Origin of the sequence: Serratia sp. Ag1 (assembly GCF_000743355.1) — a bacterium.
GTDB lineage: Bacteria > Pseudomonadota > Gammaproteobacteria > Enterobacterales > Enterobacteriaceae > Chania.
Window position 1 is genome coordinate 165423 of record NZ_JQEI01000025.1, and the last position, 16220, is coordinate 181642.

The window sequence follows — 16220 nt, forward strand, 5'->3', positions numbered from 1 at the left end:
TGAGGTGAAAAAACGACTGCTTTGGCTCCTGTGCCTGCCGTTGAGCGCAGGCGCGATCAATGTGGGCCCCATGACCTTTGCCATGCATCAGGATGAGGCATTTGTGGCTAAACGCGTGTTGAACAATAACAACAGCGCGCGCATTTATCAGGTTTCCATTCGTGCCATTGATAAGCCGGGGCAGCAGGAAACGCGCAGCCGCCCGGCTGACGGGGAACTGCTGTTTGCCCCCAAACAGCTGATTTTGCAGGCCGGGCAGGGGGAGTATTACAAGTTTTATTATCATGGGCCTAAAGATAATAAAGAGCGTTATTATCGCGTGGCTTTTCGCGAAGTGCCCACTAACTATCAGGATGCTGCGCAACGTGGCAAAGCCAGCGTCAATCTGGAACCGATAGTTGTGATGGATACTATTCTGGTGGTCAGACCGCGTGAAACCCAGTTTGCTTATCAACTCGACAAGCAGCGCGGCACGATTAAAAATACTGGCAATACCTTCTTCAAATTTCTGTTGAAACCAGGGTGCGACAGTACCGATGAAGAAGGAACGACAGAATATTTACGCCCAGGAGATACTTTGAGCCATCCTGGCATCAAGCTGAAAGGGCAGAAATTCATCATCTATAACGACACCTTTATTAACGTTGATAAAAGCTGCAACGAATAATAAGAGGGGGAGACTTACGCAGACTGCCTGGTATGTGCTCCGGAACCGGCGCTTTATGGGCTAACCGGTTTCCCCGCCGGATCGTTAGCGCCATCCGTTTCTTGTGGCTGTTCGCCCATACTGTTCTCTGCCGCATGTTCTGGTATTTGTTCCGCGCTAGCTTTGTCTGGCGTGTTATCGGTGTTGGGGGCGCTATCGCAGCCCGTCACCAGCAAACCAATAATCGCGGCCAGCAGTACTTTGTTCCATGATTTCATTGTCTATTATCCTTGTCATAATCTGTGGAGCCGTGAACGAAGCCAAGTGCTTTGTGTATATACCCGTCATACTTCAAGTTGCTTGGGTGTTGGCTGCGTTACTCGGCCCAGACTGGGCCTCGCCCCTTCGGGGCCGCTGCAAGCAGCGTTCAAATCTGCCAAGCAGATTTGTCACTCATCCCAGTCACTTACTTGAGTAAGCTCCTGGGGATGATGAGCCTCAAAGAGGCTCACCCTGCGGGCCAGCGCAGGCGCTGTTCAAATGGGTCTATGACCCATTTGTCGTTCAGTTGCCGCCTACAAGCAACTCGAATTATTTTGGGTATAGCAGGGATGCGGCATAATCGCCATCTCTGCTCACTATTGCGGCATAAAAACCGGCTAGTTCAACAGTTCTGGCTTTCTGTGATAGACTGATGCGGTTTTCCTGCCAGTTTTGGTTGAGGTGCTTTTCTGAATACGCCGGCACAGCTTTCACTGCCACTCTATCTTCCCGATGATGAAACTTTTGCCAGTTTTTATCCGGGGGAGAACCCATCCCTATTAGCTGCGATCCAGTCTGCAATCCGTCAGGAACATGGTAGTTACATCTATTTCTGGTCTCGTGAGGGAGGAGGGCGTAGCCATTTATTGCATGCGGCCTGTGCCGAACTTTCTCAGCGGGATGAGGCCGTCGGCTATGTGCCATTAGACAAACGGGCCTATTTCGTGCCGGAAGTGTTGGATGGCATGGAGCAGTTGGCTTTGGTGTGCATCGATAACATTGAATGTATTGCCGGTGATGAAGAGTGGGAAATGGCGATTTTCAATCTCTATAACCGCATTCAGGAAACCGGGCGGACACGTTTGTTTATTACCGGCGATCGTCCGCCGCGCCAGTTGAATCTGCATTTACCGGATCTGGCCTCGCGTCTGGACTGGGGGCAAATCTACAAGCTGCAGCCGCTTTCTGATGAAGAGAAACTGATGGCGTTACAATTGCGCGCCAAGCTGCGGGGGTTTGAACTGCCGGAAGACGTGGGCCGTTTCCTGCTTAAGCGTTTGGATCGTGAAATGCGCACGTTGTTTATGACGCTGGATCAGCTCGATCACGCGTCGATCACCGCGCAACGCAAGCTGACCATTCCGTTCGTGAAGGATATTCTGGGGCTGTAAGCCCCAGCGAAATCAGAGAATTTCGAGCACCTGTTCCGGTGGGCGGCCAATACGCGCCTGATGGCCTTTCACCACGATTGGCCGTTCGATCAGTTTCGGGTTCGCCACCATTGCTTGCAACAGCTGTTCTTCGCTCAGGCTGGCATCCGCAAGATTCAGCGCTTTGTACAGATCCTCTTTTTGCCGCATCAGCTCACGCGCGGAGCCAAATCCCAATTCTTTCAGCAGCGTTTTCAATTCATCTACTGACGGTGGTGTTTCCAGATACAGTACCACGTCAGGAGTAACGCCATGCTGTTCCAGCAGCGCCAGCGTTTCACGGCTTTTTGAGCAGCGTGGATTGTGGTAGATAGTGACGTTTTTCATTTCAATCATTCCTTGGTCAAATTAGCTGCGTTGGAACTTGCTGAAGCTCTTCTGTAACTGGCGCAATTGGTCGATACGCGCATCGTAACGCGCTTGTTTCAGGCTCCCCAACTTTTGCAGGGAACTGGCATTGCTGAGTAAATCGATCGCCTGATCTAAACGGCCTGCCAGCGCCAGGCTTTCTGCACGGGCTGAAAGTTCTTCATCGCGTAACCCTTGAGCGGCACTGGCTTGCGCCAACAGGTCCCAACCGTTTGGATCGCCTGGGTAGGTAAAGGTATAGCGGTTAAGAATTCTTGAGGCTTGTGCTGCCTGATTCCCTTCAACGTAGGCATTGGCCAGATTGAGCAGCAGAACGGGATTCTTGCTTTGCTCGGCATTAACCGCCTGTAAGCGGGCAATAGCCTGCGGGGCTTTTTGCTGACCCAGATCGATATCGGTGATCAGATCCAGCAGCCAGACGTTTTTCGGATCCTGCGTCAGCAATGGCTGAATAATATTGCGTGCTTCATCATACTTTTTTGCTTCGTAGTACAGGAGCGCCCGGCCATATTTGGCCGCCATCTGTTCCCGCACATTGCCTTTGCTGTAGTTATTGATTATTTCTTCGGTCAGGCCATAACCTTCTGAACTGTACATACCGAGGGTACGCACTCTGGCCAGCAGGTAGTCCTGACTGGATTGCACCAGCAGGCGTGGCATCTGGTTGGCGCGGTTGCGTGCGTCGGAAAGGCGGCTGTCAGGCAGTGGGTGCGTCAGCAGCATTTCTGGCGGTTTGGAGGCGTAGCGTGACTGATCGGCCAGCTTTTGCAGAAAATCCGGCATGGCTTCTGGATCGAAACCAGCCCGCTGTAATACCTGAATACCAATGCGATCGGCTTCCTGCTCATTCGCTTGGGTGAAACTGATGATCCCTTGCTGTGCGCCAGCCAGCGTACCGCTCAGCGCCGCCATCCCCATACTCGGGTTAGCCATGGCCAGCAGGATGGAACCCAGCGCTCCAACCCAGGTTAACGGTGCATTGCGCTGTTGATCTTCCATGGCGCGTGCCAGATGGCGTTGAGTCACGTGCGAGATTTCGTGCGCTAACACCGAAGCCAGTTGGCTCTCGTTGTCGGTTTCACGGAACAGCGCCGAGTGCAGCACCACATTGCCGCCAAAGAAAGCGAAGGCGTTTATTTCGTCGTTACGCACCAGAAAGAAGTGGAAGGGTGTTTTTACCGAATGGGCACTCGCCACCAATCGGTTACCCAACTGATTGATATATTGGGTTAATAAGGGATCGTTAATTAAAGGGGCACTGGCGCGCAACTGCCGCACATAAAAATCACCCATGATCAATTCCTGGCCGATACTCAAGGTTCCACCAGCGCTAGTGCCGATGTCTGGCAGTTGATCCTGTGTGTCTGCATTTACCGGTGCTGGCGCAGAGGCGCAGAGCGTGCCGAGCAACAGTACTGCTAAGGCTGTTTTAGTCAACCGGGTGGTCATAGTCAGGCGTTTCCCTTAAATCAAAGTCATCAACTGTACCCTAAATAATTCGAGTAGCAGGAAGGCGGCAAGCGCGTGAATCCCCGGGAGCATAGACAACTATGTGACTGGGGTGAGCGCGCGTAGTCAACACACCTGCAACTTGAAGTATGATGGGTATTAAGACGCCAGCATCACGTAAGAGTTCTTCTTGCATGCCAGACTCTCCAGTACAATCAGCACGAAAGTGCATTGGATCACAGAAATTTATTTTCTTGCGAACCGGGCTGGAGCCTTTTCATGATAGCCAGCCACTGCTCGCAATGAAACATTTACCCGGCGATAATCGGGCCGAAATTGTGTTAAAACAAGTCATCATCACCTGCCTGCTGGATCGCACAGGGAAAGGCGGAAGCCTATTCTCATTGACGGAATAAGGAGCAATCTCTGATGTTGGAGATGTTGTTACAGTGGTACCGCCGCCGTTTTACCGACCCGCAAGCTATCGCGCTGCTGGTGATCCTGGTTGCCGGATTCTGCATTCTCTACTTTCTGAGTGGTATTTTAGCCCCCCTGCTGGTGGCGATTGTCTTGGCTTATTTACTTGAGTGGCCGACGGCACGCCTGCAGCGTTGGGGCTGGTCGCGAACCTGGGCAGCAAGCATGGTGCTGATCGTGTTTGCTGGCATCACGTTGCTGCTGGTTTTTGTTGTTGCCCCCACCGCCTGGAAACAGGGGATCAACCTGATGAGCGACTTACCGGGCATGCTCAACCAGTTCTATAACTATGCCACCACCTTGCCCACGCGTTACCCGGCGTTGGTGGATGTAGGCATTATCGACATGATGGCAGAAAACCTGCGCAGTAGGCTGTCTGGCATGGGGGAGTCGGTGGTCAAGTTTTCACTGGCTTCGCTGGTTGGCTTGCTGACGCTGGCGATCTATCTGATTCTGGTGCCATTGATGGTGTTTTTCCTGCTCAAGGATAAAGAGCAGATGCTCAATGCGGTGCGTCGTGTGCTGCCGCGCGATCGTGGGCTGGCTGGGCAGGTGTGGAAAGAGATGAACCAGCAGATCACCAATTATATCCGTGGCAAAGTCTTGGAGATGGTGATCGTGGGTGTGGCAACCTATCTGGTGTTTTTCATTCTGGATATGCGTTACTCGTTGCTGTTGGCGGTGCTGGTCGGTTTTTCCGTCCTGATTCCCTACATTGGCGCAGTGCTGGTGACGATCCCGGTGGTGGTGGTGGCGATGTTCCAGTGGGGGCTGGGTGCTGATTTCTGGACGTTGATTATCGCTTATCTGGTGGTCCAGGGGCTGGATGGTAACCTGCTGGTGCCGATTCTGTTCTCTGAAGCGGTCAACCTGCATCCGCTGGTAATCATCCTGTCAGTGGTTATTTTTGGCGGGCTGTGGGGGTTCTGGGGCGTATTCTTCGCCATTCCGCTGGCGACGTTAGTGAAAGCGGTGATTCATGCCTGGCCGGACGACATGCTGCTGGATACAGGGGAACAGACGAAGTAGGGGCAAAACAAAGCGCAGCGGGGTGCTGCGCTTTGAGATCAATACCTTTAGAGATTACTGCTTCAGGTAATTCAGTACGATGTCGTGATGATTGGTGGTCTTGAAATCATCAAACACTTTCTCAACCTTACCGTTAGCATCGATCAGGAAGCTGATACGGTGGATGCCGTCATAGGTTTTCCCCATGAAGGTTTTTTCACCCCAGACGCCAAACTGCTGGGCGACCTGATGATCCTCATCAGATAACAACGTGAAGTTGAGCAATTCTTTCTCGGCAAAACGTGACAGTTTCTCCGGTTTATCGGTGCTGATGCCTAGCACTTCGACACCAGCTTTTTTCAATTCGTCCATATTATCCCGCAGGCCGCAAGCTTGAACGGTACAGCCTGGCGTCATGGCTTTAGGATAAAAGTAAACAAGAACTCGCTGTCCCTGGAAGTCGGCCAAATGAATTTCCTCGCCGTCCTGGTCGAGTAAACTGAATTTTGGCGCTGTATCACCGGCTTTCAATGGGCTCATCACTACTCTCCATCTTTCTCATCATGCTGTGGATAGTTCACAACGCTAATACTGCCTTGTGCATTCAATTCTGTACATAGGCGATGAAAGGCCTGTTCGATATTTGATGCATCCTCAGTGCTGGGGCTGTGTGCAGTAATCTGGATATACAGCTGAGGCGGCAGATCGCCCTCTGCTGGCTGAGTCCGCGATACCAGTTCTGCAATATTCATCTGGCTGGCGTAAAACAGGCCGGTAAAACGCTCAATGATATGCGGTGAATCTTTGACTTCCACCTGTACCCATACCGCCGCTGGCGTGGGTGGCCGCTCATGTGAGTTTGTGCGCTTCATCACAATCAGTAAATCCAGCTCTGCTCCTTTTTGCGGCAGCGTGGACTCGATCAGGGTTATGGCATTCCAACTGCCGGAAAGCAACATGATGAAGGTAAATTCCTCACCCAGCATGGCCAGACGGCTATCTTCGATATTGCACCCGCAACTGCTGACGTGGCGGGTGATGGTGTTGACGATTCCGGGGCGATCGGCACCCAGTGCGGTAATCACGAGATAGTGTTCATCTGGCTTCGGCAAAATGGAGCTTCCTGTCATGCTCAATGGGATTACCATGGTAAACATAAAAAAAACCGCCTGCCAAGCGCTTACAGCACGTTGTTTGCTTGCTTTTGGATAGGTGTCAAAAGTACCATGAGGCACTTGTTTGTGGAGGGGACGGCCAATGTTTACGGGAAGTATTGTTGCACTGGTTACGCCGATGGACGCCAAAGGTGCTGTCGATCGTGCGAGCCTAAAAAAACTGATTGATTACCATGTAGCCAGTGGGACTGCGGCTATTGTTTCCGTAGGGACTACCGGAGAATCCGCCACGCTTGCCCATAACGAGCATATTGACGTGGTGCTGCAGACGCTGGAGCTGGCCGCAGGCCGCATTCCGGTGATCGCCGGAACCGGGGCGAACTCGACCAGTGAGGCGATCTCACTCACGCGTCATTTAAACGATACCGGCGTAGTCGGTTGCCTGACGGTCACGCCATACTACAACCGGCCAACGCAGGAAGGGCTGTACCAGCACTTTAAAGCGATTGCCGAGAGCACCGAACTGCCACAGATCCTGTATAACGTGCCTTCACGTACCGGTTGTGACATGCTGCCGCCGACCATCGCGCGTTTAGCCAAGATTAAGAATATTGTTGCCGTTAAAGAGGCAACAGGGAACTTAAGCCGCGTAAGTCAGATCCAAGTGTTGGTTGAAGATGAAAACTTCATTCTGCTGAGCGGCGATGACGCCAGCGGCCTGGATTTCATGCAACTGGGTGGCAAAGGGGTGATTTCTGTGACGGCCAACGTGGCCGCGCGTGAAATGGTAGAACTTTGCCGTCTTGCGGCCCAAGGCAACTTTGCCGAAGCTCGCCGCTTGAATCAGCGCTTGATGCCGTTGCATCAGGATTTATTTGTAGAACCCAATCCAATTCCGGTGAAATGGGCTTGTAAGGTATTGGGATTGATGGCAACCGATTCGATGCGTCTACCTATGACGCCGTTAACCGACGCTGCCCGTCCTGTGGTGGAGCGTGCGTTGAAAAGCGCCGGTTTGCTATAACCCCAAGTCACTAAAGCCGCTGCAACGTGGCACGTACCGATTCCCAGTGATTGGGAGCGAGTCGGTGACCCACGTTGCCAGCGCTTCAAGTAGCACGGGGATATCATTCTTAGGGAGATTTGATGGCTTATTCATTGCAAAAGTCGACGGTAGCAACAGTCGTAGGGTTAGCGCTTGTCATGACGCTGGCGGCCTGTTCCACCGATCAGCGTTACAAACGCCAAGTCAGCGGCGATGAGTCCTATCTCGATGCCGCACCGCTCAAACCGCTGAGCGCGCCTGCTGGTCTGAGCCTGCCGATACAATCCGGTGATTTTGAAGTCTCGGCCAGTGCGCAAAAAGGCCCTGTCGGCAAGCAACTGGATATCCGGCCTCCGTCGCAGCCTCTGGCTTTGCTGAGCGGTTCCCGCAGCCAGAACAGCGGCAACAGCAGCACATTGCTGCTGGAGAACAGCCCGCAGAACCAGAACCTGTGGCCACGTGTCGTCAGCTCGCTGCAGGCGAAAAACATGCCAATTGCTTCTCAGCAGGAAGCCAACCAGACTCTGACTACGGATTGGGTGAAGTGGAACCGTCTGGATGAAGATACCCAGTACGAAGGCCGTTACCAAATCAACGTGCAGAAACAGGGTTATCAGCAGGCGCTGGTAGTGAAAACACTAGGGTTGCGCCAGCAGGGTAAAACCGAAGAGGTGACCGATCCTGCAGAGATTCAGCGCTATAGCAGCATGATGATGAACTCTATCGTCGAAAATCTGGATAAGCAGGACAATCTGGCGAGCAGCCGTGTGGCTAACGGTATCGGAGCACTGGACGTGCAGAGTGGTGCCGATGACGTAGGCTTACCAGTGCTGATCGTGCGTGCGCCTTACGCTGCTGTGTGGGATCGTTTGCCAGCGGCTTTGGAAAAGCTGGGGATGAAAGTGGGTGACCGCAGCCGTCCGCAGGGTACCATTGCCGTAACCTATAAATCCTTGAGCAGTAGCGACTGGGATGCTCTGGGGGTGAAAGATCCAGAGTTGAAATCGGGCGATTACAAACTGCAGATCGGTGATTTGAATAACCGTACCAGCCTGCAATTTATCGATTCCAAAGGGAAACCGTTGCCTCAAGCGCAGAATGATGCCTTGGTGGCGGCATTCCAGGCGGCTTTCAGCAAAACCAGCGTTAAATAATCCATCATAAGGGGCTGCGGCCCCTTTTTGTTTTGCCGAAACGGTATCGTTTGCGTCACGGGTTTGGCACAATAGCCACCAGCACGCCAAAGAATTTATTAGGTCAATTTTCTATACCCGGTACGTTGTATACCCAAAATAATTCGAGTTGCTTGTAGGCGGCAACGGAGCGAGGCCCCAGGAGCTTACTAAGGTAAGTGACTGGGGTGAGTGAAGGCAGCCAACACCCAAGCAACTTGAAGTATGACGGGTATAGGCAGCCGAAAGGTATAACCTCACTGGAGTAAGTTAAGATGCAAAAGCTAGCTGAGTTGTATCGCGGAAAGGCGAAAACCGTCTACACCACCGAAAATCCTGATCTGCTGGTGCTGGAATTCCGTAACGATACGTCAGCACTGGATGGTCAGCGCATTGAGCAGTTCGATCGCAAAGGGATGGTGAACAACAAGTTCAACCATTTCATTATGAGCAAGCTGGAAGAGGCCGGTATTCCGACGCAGATGGAACGTCTGCTGTCAGATACCGAAGTGCTGGTGCAAAAGCTGGACATGGTGCCGGTTGAATGTGTGATCCGTAACCGCGCTGCCGGATCTTTGGTCAAGCGTTTAGGGATTGAAGAAGGCCTGCCGCTGAACCCGCCGCTGTTTGATCTGTTCCTGAAGAATGACGCCATGCACGATCCGATGGTTAACGAATCTTACTGCGAAACTTTTGGTTGGGTGAGCAAAGAGCATTTGGCACGTATGCGTGAATTGAGCTACAAGGCCAACGAGGTGTTGAGCAAACTGTTCGACGACGCCGGTTTGATCCTGGTGGATTTCAAACTGGAGTTTGGCCTGTTCAAGGGCGAAGTGGTGTTGGGTGATGAATTCTCGCCAGACGGCAGCCGCCTGTGGGACAAAAATACCCTGGATAAAATGGATAAAGACCGTTTCCGCCAGAGCCTGGGGGGCCTGATCGAGGCTTATGAGGAGGTCGCTCGCCGCATCGGTGTGAACCTCGACTAAACTTCTTTCCGCCACCTAGTTCAATACGGGGCATTCAGTAGAAATGCCCCGTTTTCTTTTTATTTCCAGAAAATAACTGCATTTCCTGCGGGACCAACCCTCTATAATCATCTGCGTACCCACACCATTTATTTATTCTGGAGTTTTACATATGCGTTGGCAGGGGCGTCGGGAAAGTGACAATGTTGAAGATCGTCGTGGGCAATCCTCTGGCATGGGGGGTGGCGGTTTTCGCCCACCGATTGGCGGCAAAGGCGGCATTATCATTCTGGTGGTGGTGCTGGTTGCCGGTTACTACGGTATCGATCTGACACCGTTGCTGAACGGCGGCGACATGGCACCGCCAACGCAGCAGCAAAGCGTCAGGATCAGCCCCAAAGACGATGAACTGGCCAAATTCACCTCGGTGGTACTGGCGTCGACCGAAGATAGCTGGCATGAAATTTTCCAGCAGACAGGTAAACAGTATCGGGATCCGAAACTGGTGATGTATCGCGGGGCCACGCGTACCGGTTGCGGAACTGGCCAGTCGGTGATGGGGCCGTTCTACTGCCCGGCGGACGGCACGGTGTATATCGATTTGTCATTTTATCAGGATATGAAAACCAAACTGGGTGCCGGTGGTGATTTTGCGCAGGCCTATGTGGTGGCGCATGAGGTTGGGCATCACGTCCAGAACCTGTTGGGGATCGAACGGAAAGTCCGCCAGATGCAGCAGGGGGCCAGCCAGGTAGAGGTCAATCGCCTTTCGGTGAAAATGGAATTGCAGGCAGACTGCTTTGCCGGGGTTTGGGGGCATTATGCTCAGCGGCAAAACATGCTGGAGGCTGGTGATTTGCAGCAGGCGTTGAACGCAGCGCAGGCGATTGGCGACGATCGCTTACAGCAACAAAGCCAGGGCCGGGTGGTGCCGGATAGTTTCACCCACGGCACTTCGCAGCAGCGTTACACTTGGTTTAAACAAGGATTCGACAGTGGTGACCCGAATAAATGTAATACCTTTGCTGCCCGTTGATTTGTTCCCCTTCAGGCGTAGTTTTTGATGTTACAGACAATGCAGCCACTCATGCAGCGGCAGGGGATTCGCCGTTTGCTGGTTCTCAGCGGTGAACCGCAGTGGTGTTGTACTCAGGCTCAACAACTGGCTGCGTCACTGCCGGGGGATTGGTTGTGGGTGGGTAATGCAGCACCTGCCAATGCGCAAGCTTTAAGCAGTGGCGCGGTTAAAACGCTGTTGGGGCAGGAACGCCTGCATGCCGTTTTTGATGCTACGCAAGGGCTGGACGTAGAAGCGTTGGCTCAGCTTTGCGGTACATTGCGTGCCGGTAGCTGGTTATTGTTACTGGTTCCTGCTTGGTCAGACTGGGGGCAACAGCCGGACAGCGACAGCCTGCGCTGGAGCGATTGCCCACAACCGATCGCGACACCCAATTTCATCGCTCATTTGCAGCAACAGTTGGTGGCAGACAGTGAAGTGACGCTGTGGCGGCAGGGAGAATCACTACGCTTGGCGGAATTGCCGGAACGGGCAGATTGGCAGTTGCCGCAGGGCAAGCCCAGTAGCGAGCAACAGGCCATTTTGGCACGTCTACTGGCAGCAGAAAGCGGCGTTTGGGTGCTGACGGCGGCGCGTGGCCGGGGGAAATCCACCTTGGCCGGGATGCTGGTGGCAGTCAGCCCGCTAACCTGTTGGCTCACCGGGCCAAGCCGTGCGGCAACCGAAGTCACCAGCACCTGGGCGGGCGGCAAGGCACCATTCTGGGCACCGGACGCTTTGTTGCAATATTGTGCTGAGCATAGCGTTAGCGAGGTTGGTTGGTTACTGGTGGATGAAGCTGCCGCGATCCCCGGCCCTGTGCTGCAACGGCTGGTTAGCTATTTCCCGCGTGTATTGTTGACCACGACGGTACAGGGTTACGAAGGCACCGGTCGTGGCTTTCTGCTCAAGTTCTGTGCCACATTGCCGCGTTGGCAGCCACTCAGCCTGCAGCAACCCATCCGTTGGGCGGCGGGGGATGCCTTAGAGCGTATCATCGATAACGCCTTGTTGTTTAATGAAGAGCCGGTGTGGCCAGCAATTAACCAAACGCTGAGCATCAACCCGCTTGAGCAAGCGGAGTTATGTGCCGATCCCCTGCGGCTGAGGCGTTTTTATGCGTTGCTCAGCAGCGCTCACTACCGCACTTCGCCACTGGATTTGCGCCGCCTGATGGATGCGCCGGGTATGCATTTTAGTGCGGCTGCGTTGGCGGACGAGATCGTGGGAGCGCTGTGGTTGGTGGATGAAGGCGGCTTGAGCGCTGAACTGGCCCATGAGGTTTGGGCTGGCCGCAGAAGACCGCGTGGCAACCTGGTGGCGCAATCTCTGGCGGCCCACGGCGGCCAATGGTGGGCCCCAACGCTGCGTTCACGCCGTGTGACCCGCATTGCGGTATTGCCAGCGTTGCGTCAGCAGGGGATCGCCAGGCGGCTCATTGAACAGCAAAAACAATCCTCACAAGGGCTGGATTTTCTTTCCGTCAGCTTTGGCTATACCGAACCGCTGTGGCGTTTCTGGCAGTCCTGCGGTTTTACCCTGGTGCGTATTGGCAGTAAGCCGGAAGCCAGCAGCGGTTGCTATACCGCCATGGCGCTGTTGCCATTGAGCGAACAGGGGGAGGCATTGTGTCATGCCGCGCATAAACATTTACTGCGTGACTGGCATTGGTTACAACAGCGCATTGAGTTACAGCTAACGATTGCGGGTGATGAAGGCGATCTGCTGCTGAATGAAGAAGACTGGCGCGAATTGGCCGGTTTCGCTTTTGCCCATCGGCCACTGGAAGCTAGCCTGGGGGCGCTGCAACGCTTACTGTTGAACTCTGCCTTGCCAATCGCGGCTCTGCGTAGCCATTTGCAACAGCAGCAGAGCCAGGTGCAGTGTGCGGCTGAACATGGCTTAAGTGGCTATAAAGCGCTGCTGCGCCATTGGCGGCAAGAGGTTGCGCAGGCGCTCGAACAGTTAGATCGCCCGCGTTGCCAACATTGGCAGCAGTGGTCTCAATCATTGCAATAAATGGAAAGAGTTATTCAATAAAACCCGATTTTCGCGATTTCTCAACGGTGTATACTCAAAATAATTCGAGTTGCTTGTAGGCGGCCAGCAACGGAGACCCCAGGAGCATAGCCCACTATGTGACTGGGGCGACGGTGTGCAGCCAACACCCAAGCAACTTGAAGTATGACGGGTATATAGTTATTGGTAGTTCGGATCGCTATTTACTGAGGAGTACCCCATGAAACATGAACACTTTGTTGTGCAAAGCCCTGCAACCCCGGCTGAGCAGTTGATCCTGCTGTTTCATGGCGTGGGTGATAACCCGGTCGCGATGGGGGAGATCGGCAGTTATTTCGCCAAGGATTTCCCGCAGGCGCTGGTGGTGAGCATCGGTGGGCCGTTTGCTTCTGGCCTGGGCAATGGCCGCCAGTGGTTCTCGGTGCAGGGGATTACGGAGGCGAACCGCGCAGAACGTATTACCGAGGTGATGCCAAAGTTTGTTGAAAGCGTGCGTTACTGGCAGCAGCAAAGCGGTGTGGGCTATGCGGGAACCGCGTTGGTTGGTTTCTCACAAGGTTCCATCATGGCGTTAGAAGGCTTGAAAGCTGAGCCTAAGCTGGCTGGGCGCGTCGTGGCCTTCAGTGGTCGTTTTGCCCAGTTGCCAGAAACAGATTTTGGCGAAAGCGTGGTGCACCTGATCCACGGTGAGACCGATGCGGTTATCGCGGTGGAACATGCGTGCGCGGCGGCAGCCCAGTTACAGGCCGTTGGCTGTGACTTTACGCTGGATGTTGAGGAAGGTGTCGGGCATGCCATCAATCAGGGCATGATGAACCTGGCACTGGAACGTCTGCATTACTACGTGCCACAGCGCTATTGGGAAGAAGCGATGTTCGGCAAACGCGGTGATTTGATCGCTTTTAAATAAACTGCAGGGCGCCAATGCGTGCGCCCTGAGGTTATTTCTTCTTCGGCCAGTCTTCTTCATCGTCCCACTGGGCGTTGTTATCGCGGTGCGGTGGTAATTCGGGTTTGTTGGCCATGAATTTTTTATGATCCAGACGGCGTAATTCTTTGATGCCGTTAAGCACCATACCGACCAGTATCACTAAGATCACCCACCAGTAGTCCGCTAACCAATGCATATTTAACCCTTTCCATATATAAAACGCGAAAATATTGCAGGCAAATGGCTGGCGAGCCATTGCGCACCGGCAACGTCTTTATCCTGCCAGGCTACCAGCAACAGTGCGGGGGTTAATAACCGTTCAGCCTCCTGTGCCAATGGGCGGTAGCTAAGATGCCAGGGTTCTGCCGCGACGCCACCTTGTTCTTCGGTAAACGGGCGGTAAAACCCGAAGTCAGCCATATGTTCAGTCAACCACTGATTCAGCGGATAAAAATAGCCACCTTCCAGATATTCCCAAGGTTCCAACTGCAATTTCTGCCCGGTTGGCAGCAGGGACGGATCGTAAATATCCAGATCGCTGCCCCAATGATGGCGGCTGGCTCCGGGCAACGCGGACCAGCGCATAATCGCTTCGCAACGCTCGGCGGCAGACAGCGGTGTGATATCTATCGGCTGGCTGTCCTTATCCAAAACGGGTCGCTCGCCGCAGAACTTACCGTTCCAGATCGCCAGTTGCCGGTCAAAATCCCGGAAAGTGCTGGCAGGTTGCAGATCAAATCCGGCTGCTTTGGCGGCTCGCTGCATAGCGCGGAAAGCCTCGACCGCTGCCGGTTGCAGACGATGGTTACCACTCAGCGGTGCCAAGTGTTCCGTTGAGCGCCCGGTCAGCATTTCCGGCGTGATCATGCGACCAGTTGCTCCATAATGCGCTGGTACATACGGCTGAGTAACTGCAAATCGGCAGCATGGACACATTCATTAACTTTGTGGATGGTGGCATTCACCGGGCCAAGTTCAACCACTTGAGCGCCCATTTGGGCGATAAAACGACCATCAGAGGTGCCGCCAGTGGTCAGCAATTGCGGCGTCACTTCGGAATAGTGTTCCACAGCATTGACCACTGCATCCACCAGCGATCCACGGGCGGTCAGGAATGGCTGGCCCGATAACCACCAGTCGAGAGTGTAATTCAACTGATGGCGATCCAGCAGTTCCTGCACGCGCTGTTTAATGATGGCATCGGTCAGTTCGGTGCTGAAACGGAAGTTGAACTGCACGAACATATCACCAGGGATCACGTTGTTACTGCCGGTGCCAGCCTGCACGTTGGCAATTTGCATGCTGGTGGGGGGGAAGAATTCGTTGCCCTGATCCCACTCGATCGCTACCAGTTCGTTCAGCGCGGGTATGGCACGGTGAACCGGGTTATCTGCCAAATGTGGATAGGCAACATGGCCCTGAATACCATGAATATGTAGACTAGCGGTGATCGATCCACGTCGACCATTTTTCACCACATCCCCCACGCGTTCGGTGCTGGAAGGTTCGCCCACCAGGCAATAATCGAGGCGCTCGCTGCGAGCTTTCAGGGCTTCTACCACTTTCACAGTGCCATGTGTGGCGCTGGCTTCTTCATCGGAGGTGATCAGAAACGCCAGGCGTCCCTGATGATTGGGGTGCGCAGCCACAAAGCGTTCTGCGGCCACTATCATTGCCGCCAACGAGCCTTTCATATCTGCCGCGCCGCGCCCATAGAGCATGCCATCGCGGATGGTGGGTTCGAAGGGCGGGTTCTGCCAATTTTTTTCATCACCAGTGGGCACAACATCGGTGTGCCCAGCAAAGGCCAGCGTTTCGCCTTGGCCGCGCCAGGCCCAGAAATTCTGCGTATCGCCAAAGTTCATTGGCTCAATGGTGAAACCGATGGCCTTCAGACGGGCAATCATAATCTCCTGGCAGCCTTCATCGTGCGGGCTGAGGGAAGGGCGCTTGATTAGCTGTTGCGCCAGTTCAATAACAGGGCAGATCATGATTTAACCTCGGTGAGAAATTGCTGATAGCTGTCGCTACTGAAACCCAACAGAGCATGGCCGTTGCCATCGTCTAACAATGGGCGTTTGATCATGGCGGGTTGCTCCAGCATCAGAGCGATGGCCGCATCGGCATTATCGCAGGCATTGCGTTGTGCTTCATCCAGCTTGCGCCAGGTGGTACCACGGGTGTTCAGCAGTGCTTGCCAGCCAAGGCGTTCGACAAAATCACGCAACTGCTGTTCGCTCAGCCCGTCTGCGCGATAGTCGTGGAATTGGTAAGCGACGCCCTGTTCTTCCAGCCAGCGGCGCGCTTTCTTGATGGTGTCGCAATTTTTGATGCCAAACATAGTTAACTTCATAAAGAAAAACCTTCTCTGCAGCAACCCACCGAACAGGCGGTGGCAAACCGCTCGTAGCGGAAAATAGAAATCAGCGCTCAGCATGCCGAAAAACAGTCAAGAGTTCCACAACGAAGGAGCGCAAAGATGGGGGAAGGTG

Annotated in this window: 19 protein-coding genes; 9 read left to right on the plus strand and 10 right to left on the minus strand. The window is 53.8% G+C overall.

What is annotated here, in order from left to right; all coding sequences use genetic code 11:
- Window positions 1-4: 4 nt before the first annotated feature.
- Window positions 5-667, plus strand: a complete 663-nt coding sequence (locus tag IV04_RS15680; RefSeq protein ID WP_037395548.1) for a fimbria/pilus periplasmic chaperone — start codon at window positions 5-7, stop codon at window positions 665-667.
- A 53-nt stretch (window positions 668-720) separates the two neighbouring features.
- Here IV04_RS15680 and IV04_RS15685 read toward each other — a convergent pair whose 3' ends face one another.
- Window positions 721-924 carry a hypothetical protein gene (locus tag IV04_RS15685; RefSeq protein ID WP_037395550.1) on the minus strand — a complete coding sequence of 68 codons (204 nt, stop codon included), beginning with the start codon at window positions 922-924 and terminating at the stop codon, window positions 721-723.
- A gap of 313 nt (window positions 925-1237) precedes the next feature.
- Entirely contained in the window at window positions 1238-1408 is a 171-nt protein-coding gene (locus IV04_RS26415; RefSeq protein ID WP_156106824.1) for a hypothetical protein, read from the minus strand.
- Between IV04_RS26415 and hda the strand changes: the two genes are divergently transcribed.
- The gene (gene hda / locus IV04_RS15695) at window positions 1378-2079 is read left to right on the plus strand and encodes a DnaA inactivator Hda (protein WP_037395554.1); all 702 of its coding nucleotides are present in this window, start codon (window positions 1378-1380) and stop codon (window positions 2077-2079) included. The two genes, IV04_RS26415 and hda, sit on opposite strands and share 31 nt — an antisense overlap.
- A 12-nt stretch (window positions 2080-2091) precedes the next feature.
- Here hda and arsC read toward each other — a convergent pair whose 3' ends face one another.
- Window positions 2092-2445 (minus strand): arsenate reductase (glutaredoxin), encoded by a 354-nt coding sequence (gene arsC, locus IV04_RS15700; RefSeq protein WP_037395556.1) that lies wholly within the window; start codon window positions 2443-2445, stop codon window positions 2092-2094.
- Window positions 2446-2466: 21 nt separating this feature from the next.
- Window positions 2467-3936 (minus strand): M48 family metallopeptidase, encoded by a 1470-nt coding sequence (locus tag IV04_RS15705; protein WP_037395558.1) that lies wholly within the window; start codon window positions 3934-3936, stop codon window positions 2467-2469.
- Between the two features lie 429 nt (window positions 3937-4365).
- On the opposite strand from IV04_RS15705, the gene IV04_RS15710 reads away from it, so the two are divergent.
- On the plus strand, window positions 4366-5442 hold the full coding sequence (locus IV04_RS15710) for an AI-2E family transporter (protein ID WP_037395559.1): 1077 nt from the start codon (window positions 4366-4368) through the stop codon (window positions 5440-5442).
- A gap of 54 nt (window positions 5443-5496) precedes the next feature.
- Here IV04_RS15710 and bcp read toward each other — a convergent pair whose 3' ends face one another.
- Together bcp and IV04_RS15720 are read right to left on the minus strand one after the other, a co-directional pair.
- Window positions 5497-5961 (minus strand): thioredoxin-dependent thiol peroxidase, encoded by a 465-nt coding sequence (bcp, locus tag IV04_RS15715; protein ID WP_037395560.1) that lies wholly within the window; start codon window positions 5959-5961, stop codon window positions 5497-5499.
- Between the two features lie 2 nt (window positions 5962-5963).
- On the minus strand, window positions 5964-6551 hold the full coding sequence (locus IV04_RS15720; protein ID WP_197062139.1) for a glycine cleavage system transcriptional repressor: 588 nt from the start codon (window positions 6549-6551) through the stop codon (window positions 5964-5966).
- A 127-nt stretch (window positions 6552-6678) separates the two neighbouring features.
- On the opposite strand from IV04_RS15720, the gene dapA reads away from it, so the two are divergent.
- From dapA to ypfH, 6 genes are all read left to right on the plus strand, one after another.
- Window positions 6679-7560, plus strand: coding sequence for a 4-hydroxy-tetrahydrodipicolinate synthase (gene dapA, locus IV04_RS15725; protein ID WP_037395562.1), 882 nt, complete (start codon window positions 6679-6681; stop codon window positions 7558-7560).
- Window positions 7561-7682: 122 nt separating this feature from the next.
- Window positions 7683-8735, plus strand: a complete 1053-nt coding sequence (gene bamC, locus IV04_RS15730; protein WP_037395564.1) for an outer membrane protein assembly factor BamC — start codon at window positions 7683-7685, stop codon at window positions 8733-8735.
- 293 nt (window positions 8736-9028) lie between these two features.
- A complete protein-coding gene (purC, locus tag IV04_RS15735) occupies window positions 9029-9742 on the plus strand; it encodes a phosphoribosylaminoimidazolesuccinocarboxamide synthase (RefSeq protein WP_037395566.1) in 714 nt (237 codons plus the stop codon).
- A 151-nt stretch (window positions 9743-9893) separates the two neighbouring features.
- Complete coding sequence (locus tag IV04_RS15740) at window positions 9894-10757, plus strand: neutral zinc metallopeptidase (RefSeq protein WP_037395568.1); 864 nt, start codon at window positions 9894-9896, stop codon at window positions 10755-10757.
- 27 nt (window positions 10758-10784) lie between these two features.
- Window positions 10785-12797, plus strand: a complete 2013-nt coding sequence (locus tag IV04_RS15745; protein ID WP_037395569.1) for a tRNA(Met) cytidine acetyltransferase TmcA — start codon at window positions 10785-10787, stop codon at window positions 12795-12797.
- 220 nt (window positions 12798-13017) lie between these two features.
- Window positions 13018-13707, plus strand: coding sequence for an esterase (gene ypfH / locus IV04_RS15750; RefSeq protein ID WP_037395570.1), 690 nt, complete (start codon window positions 13018-13020; stop codon window positions 13705-13707).
- A 31-nt stretch (window positions 13708-13738) separates the two neighbouring features.
- On the opposite strand, the gene IV04_RS15755 is transcribed toward ypfH, so the two are convergent.
- Genes IV04_RS15755 through IV04_RS15770 form a run of 4 tightly spaced genes read right to left on the minus strand, consistent with a single transcriptional unit; the run spans window position 13739 to window position 16081 of the window.
- Window positions 13739-13924 carry a YpfN family protein gene (locus IV04_RS15755; RefSeq protein WP_037395571.1) on the minus strand — a complete coding sequence of 62 codons (186 nt, stop codon included), beginning with the start codon at window positions 13922-13924 and terminating at the stop codon, window positions 13739-13741.
- A gap of 2 nt (window positions 13925-13926) precedes the next feature.
- On the minus strand, window positions 13927-14595 hold the full coding sequence (locus IV04_RS15760) for a M15 family metallopeptidase (RefSeq protein ID WP_037395574.1): 669 nt from the start codon (window positions 14593-14595) through the stop codon (window positions 13927-13929).
- Window positions 14592-15719, minus strand: coding sequence for a succinyl-diaminopimelate desuccinylase (dapE, locus tag IV04_RS15765; protein WP_037395576.1), 1128 nt, complete (start codon window positions 15717-15719; stop codon window positions 14592-14594). Before dapE ends, IV04_RS15760 begins: the two co-directional genes overlap by 4 nt.
- Window positions 15716-16081, minus strand: a complete 366-nt coding sequence (locus IV04_RS15770; protein ID WP_037395578.1) for an ArsC family reductase — start codon at window positions 16079-16081, stop codon at window positions 15716-15718. Before IV04_RS15770 ends, dapE begins: the two co-directional genes overlap by 4 nt.
- Window positions 16082-16220 lie beyond the last annotated feature (139 nt).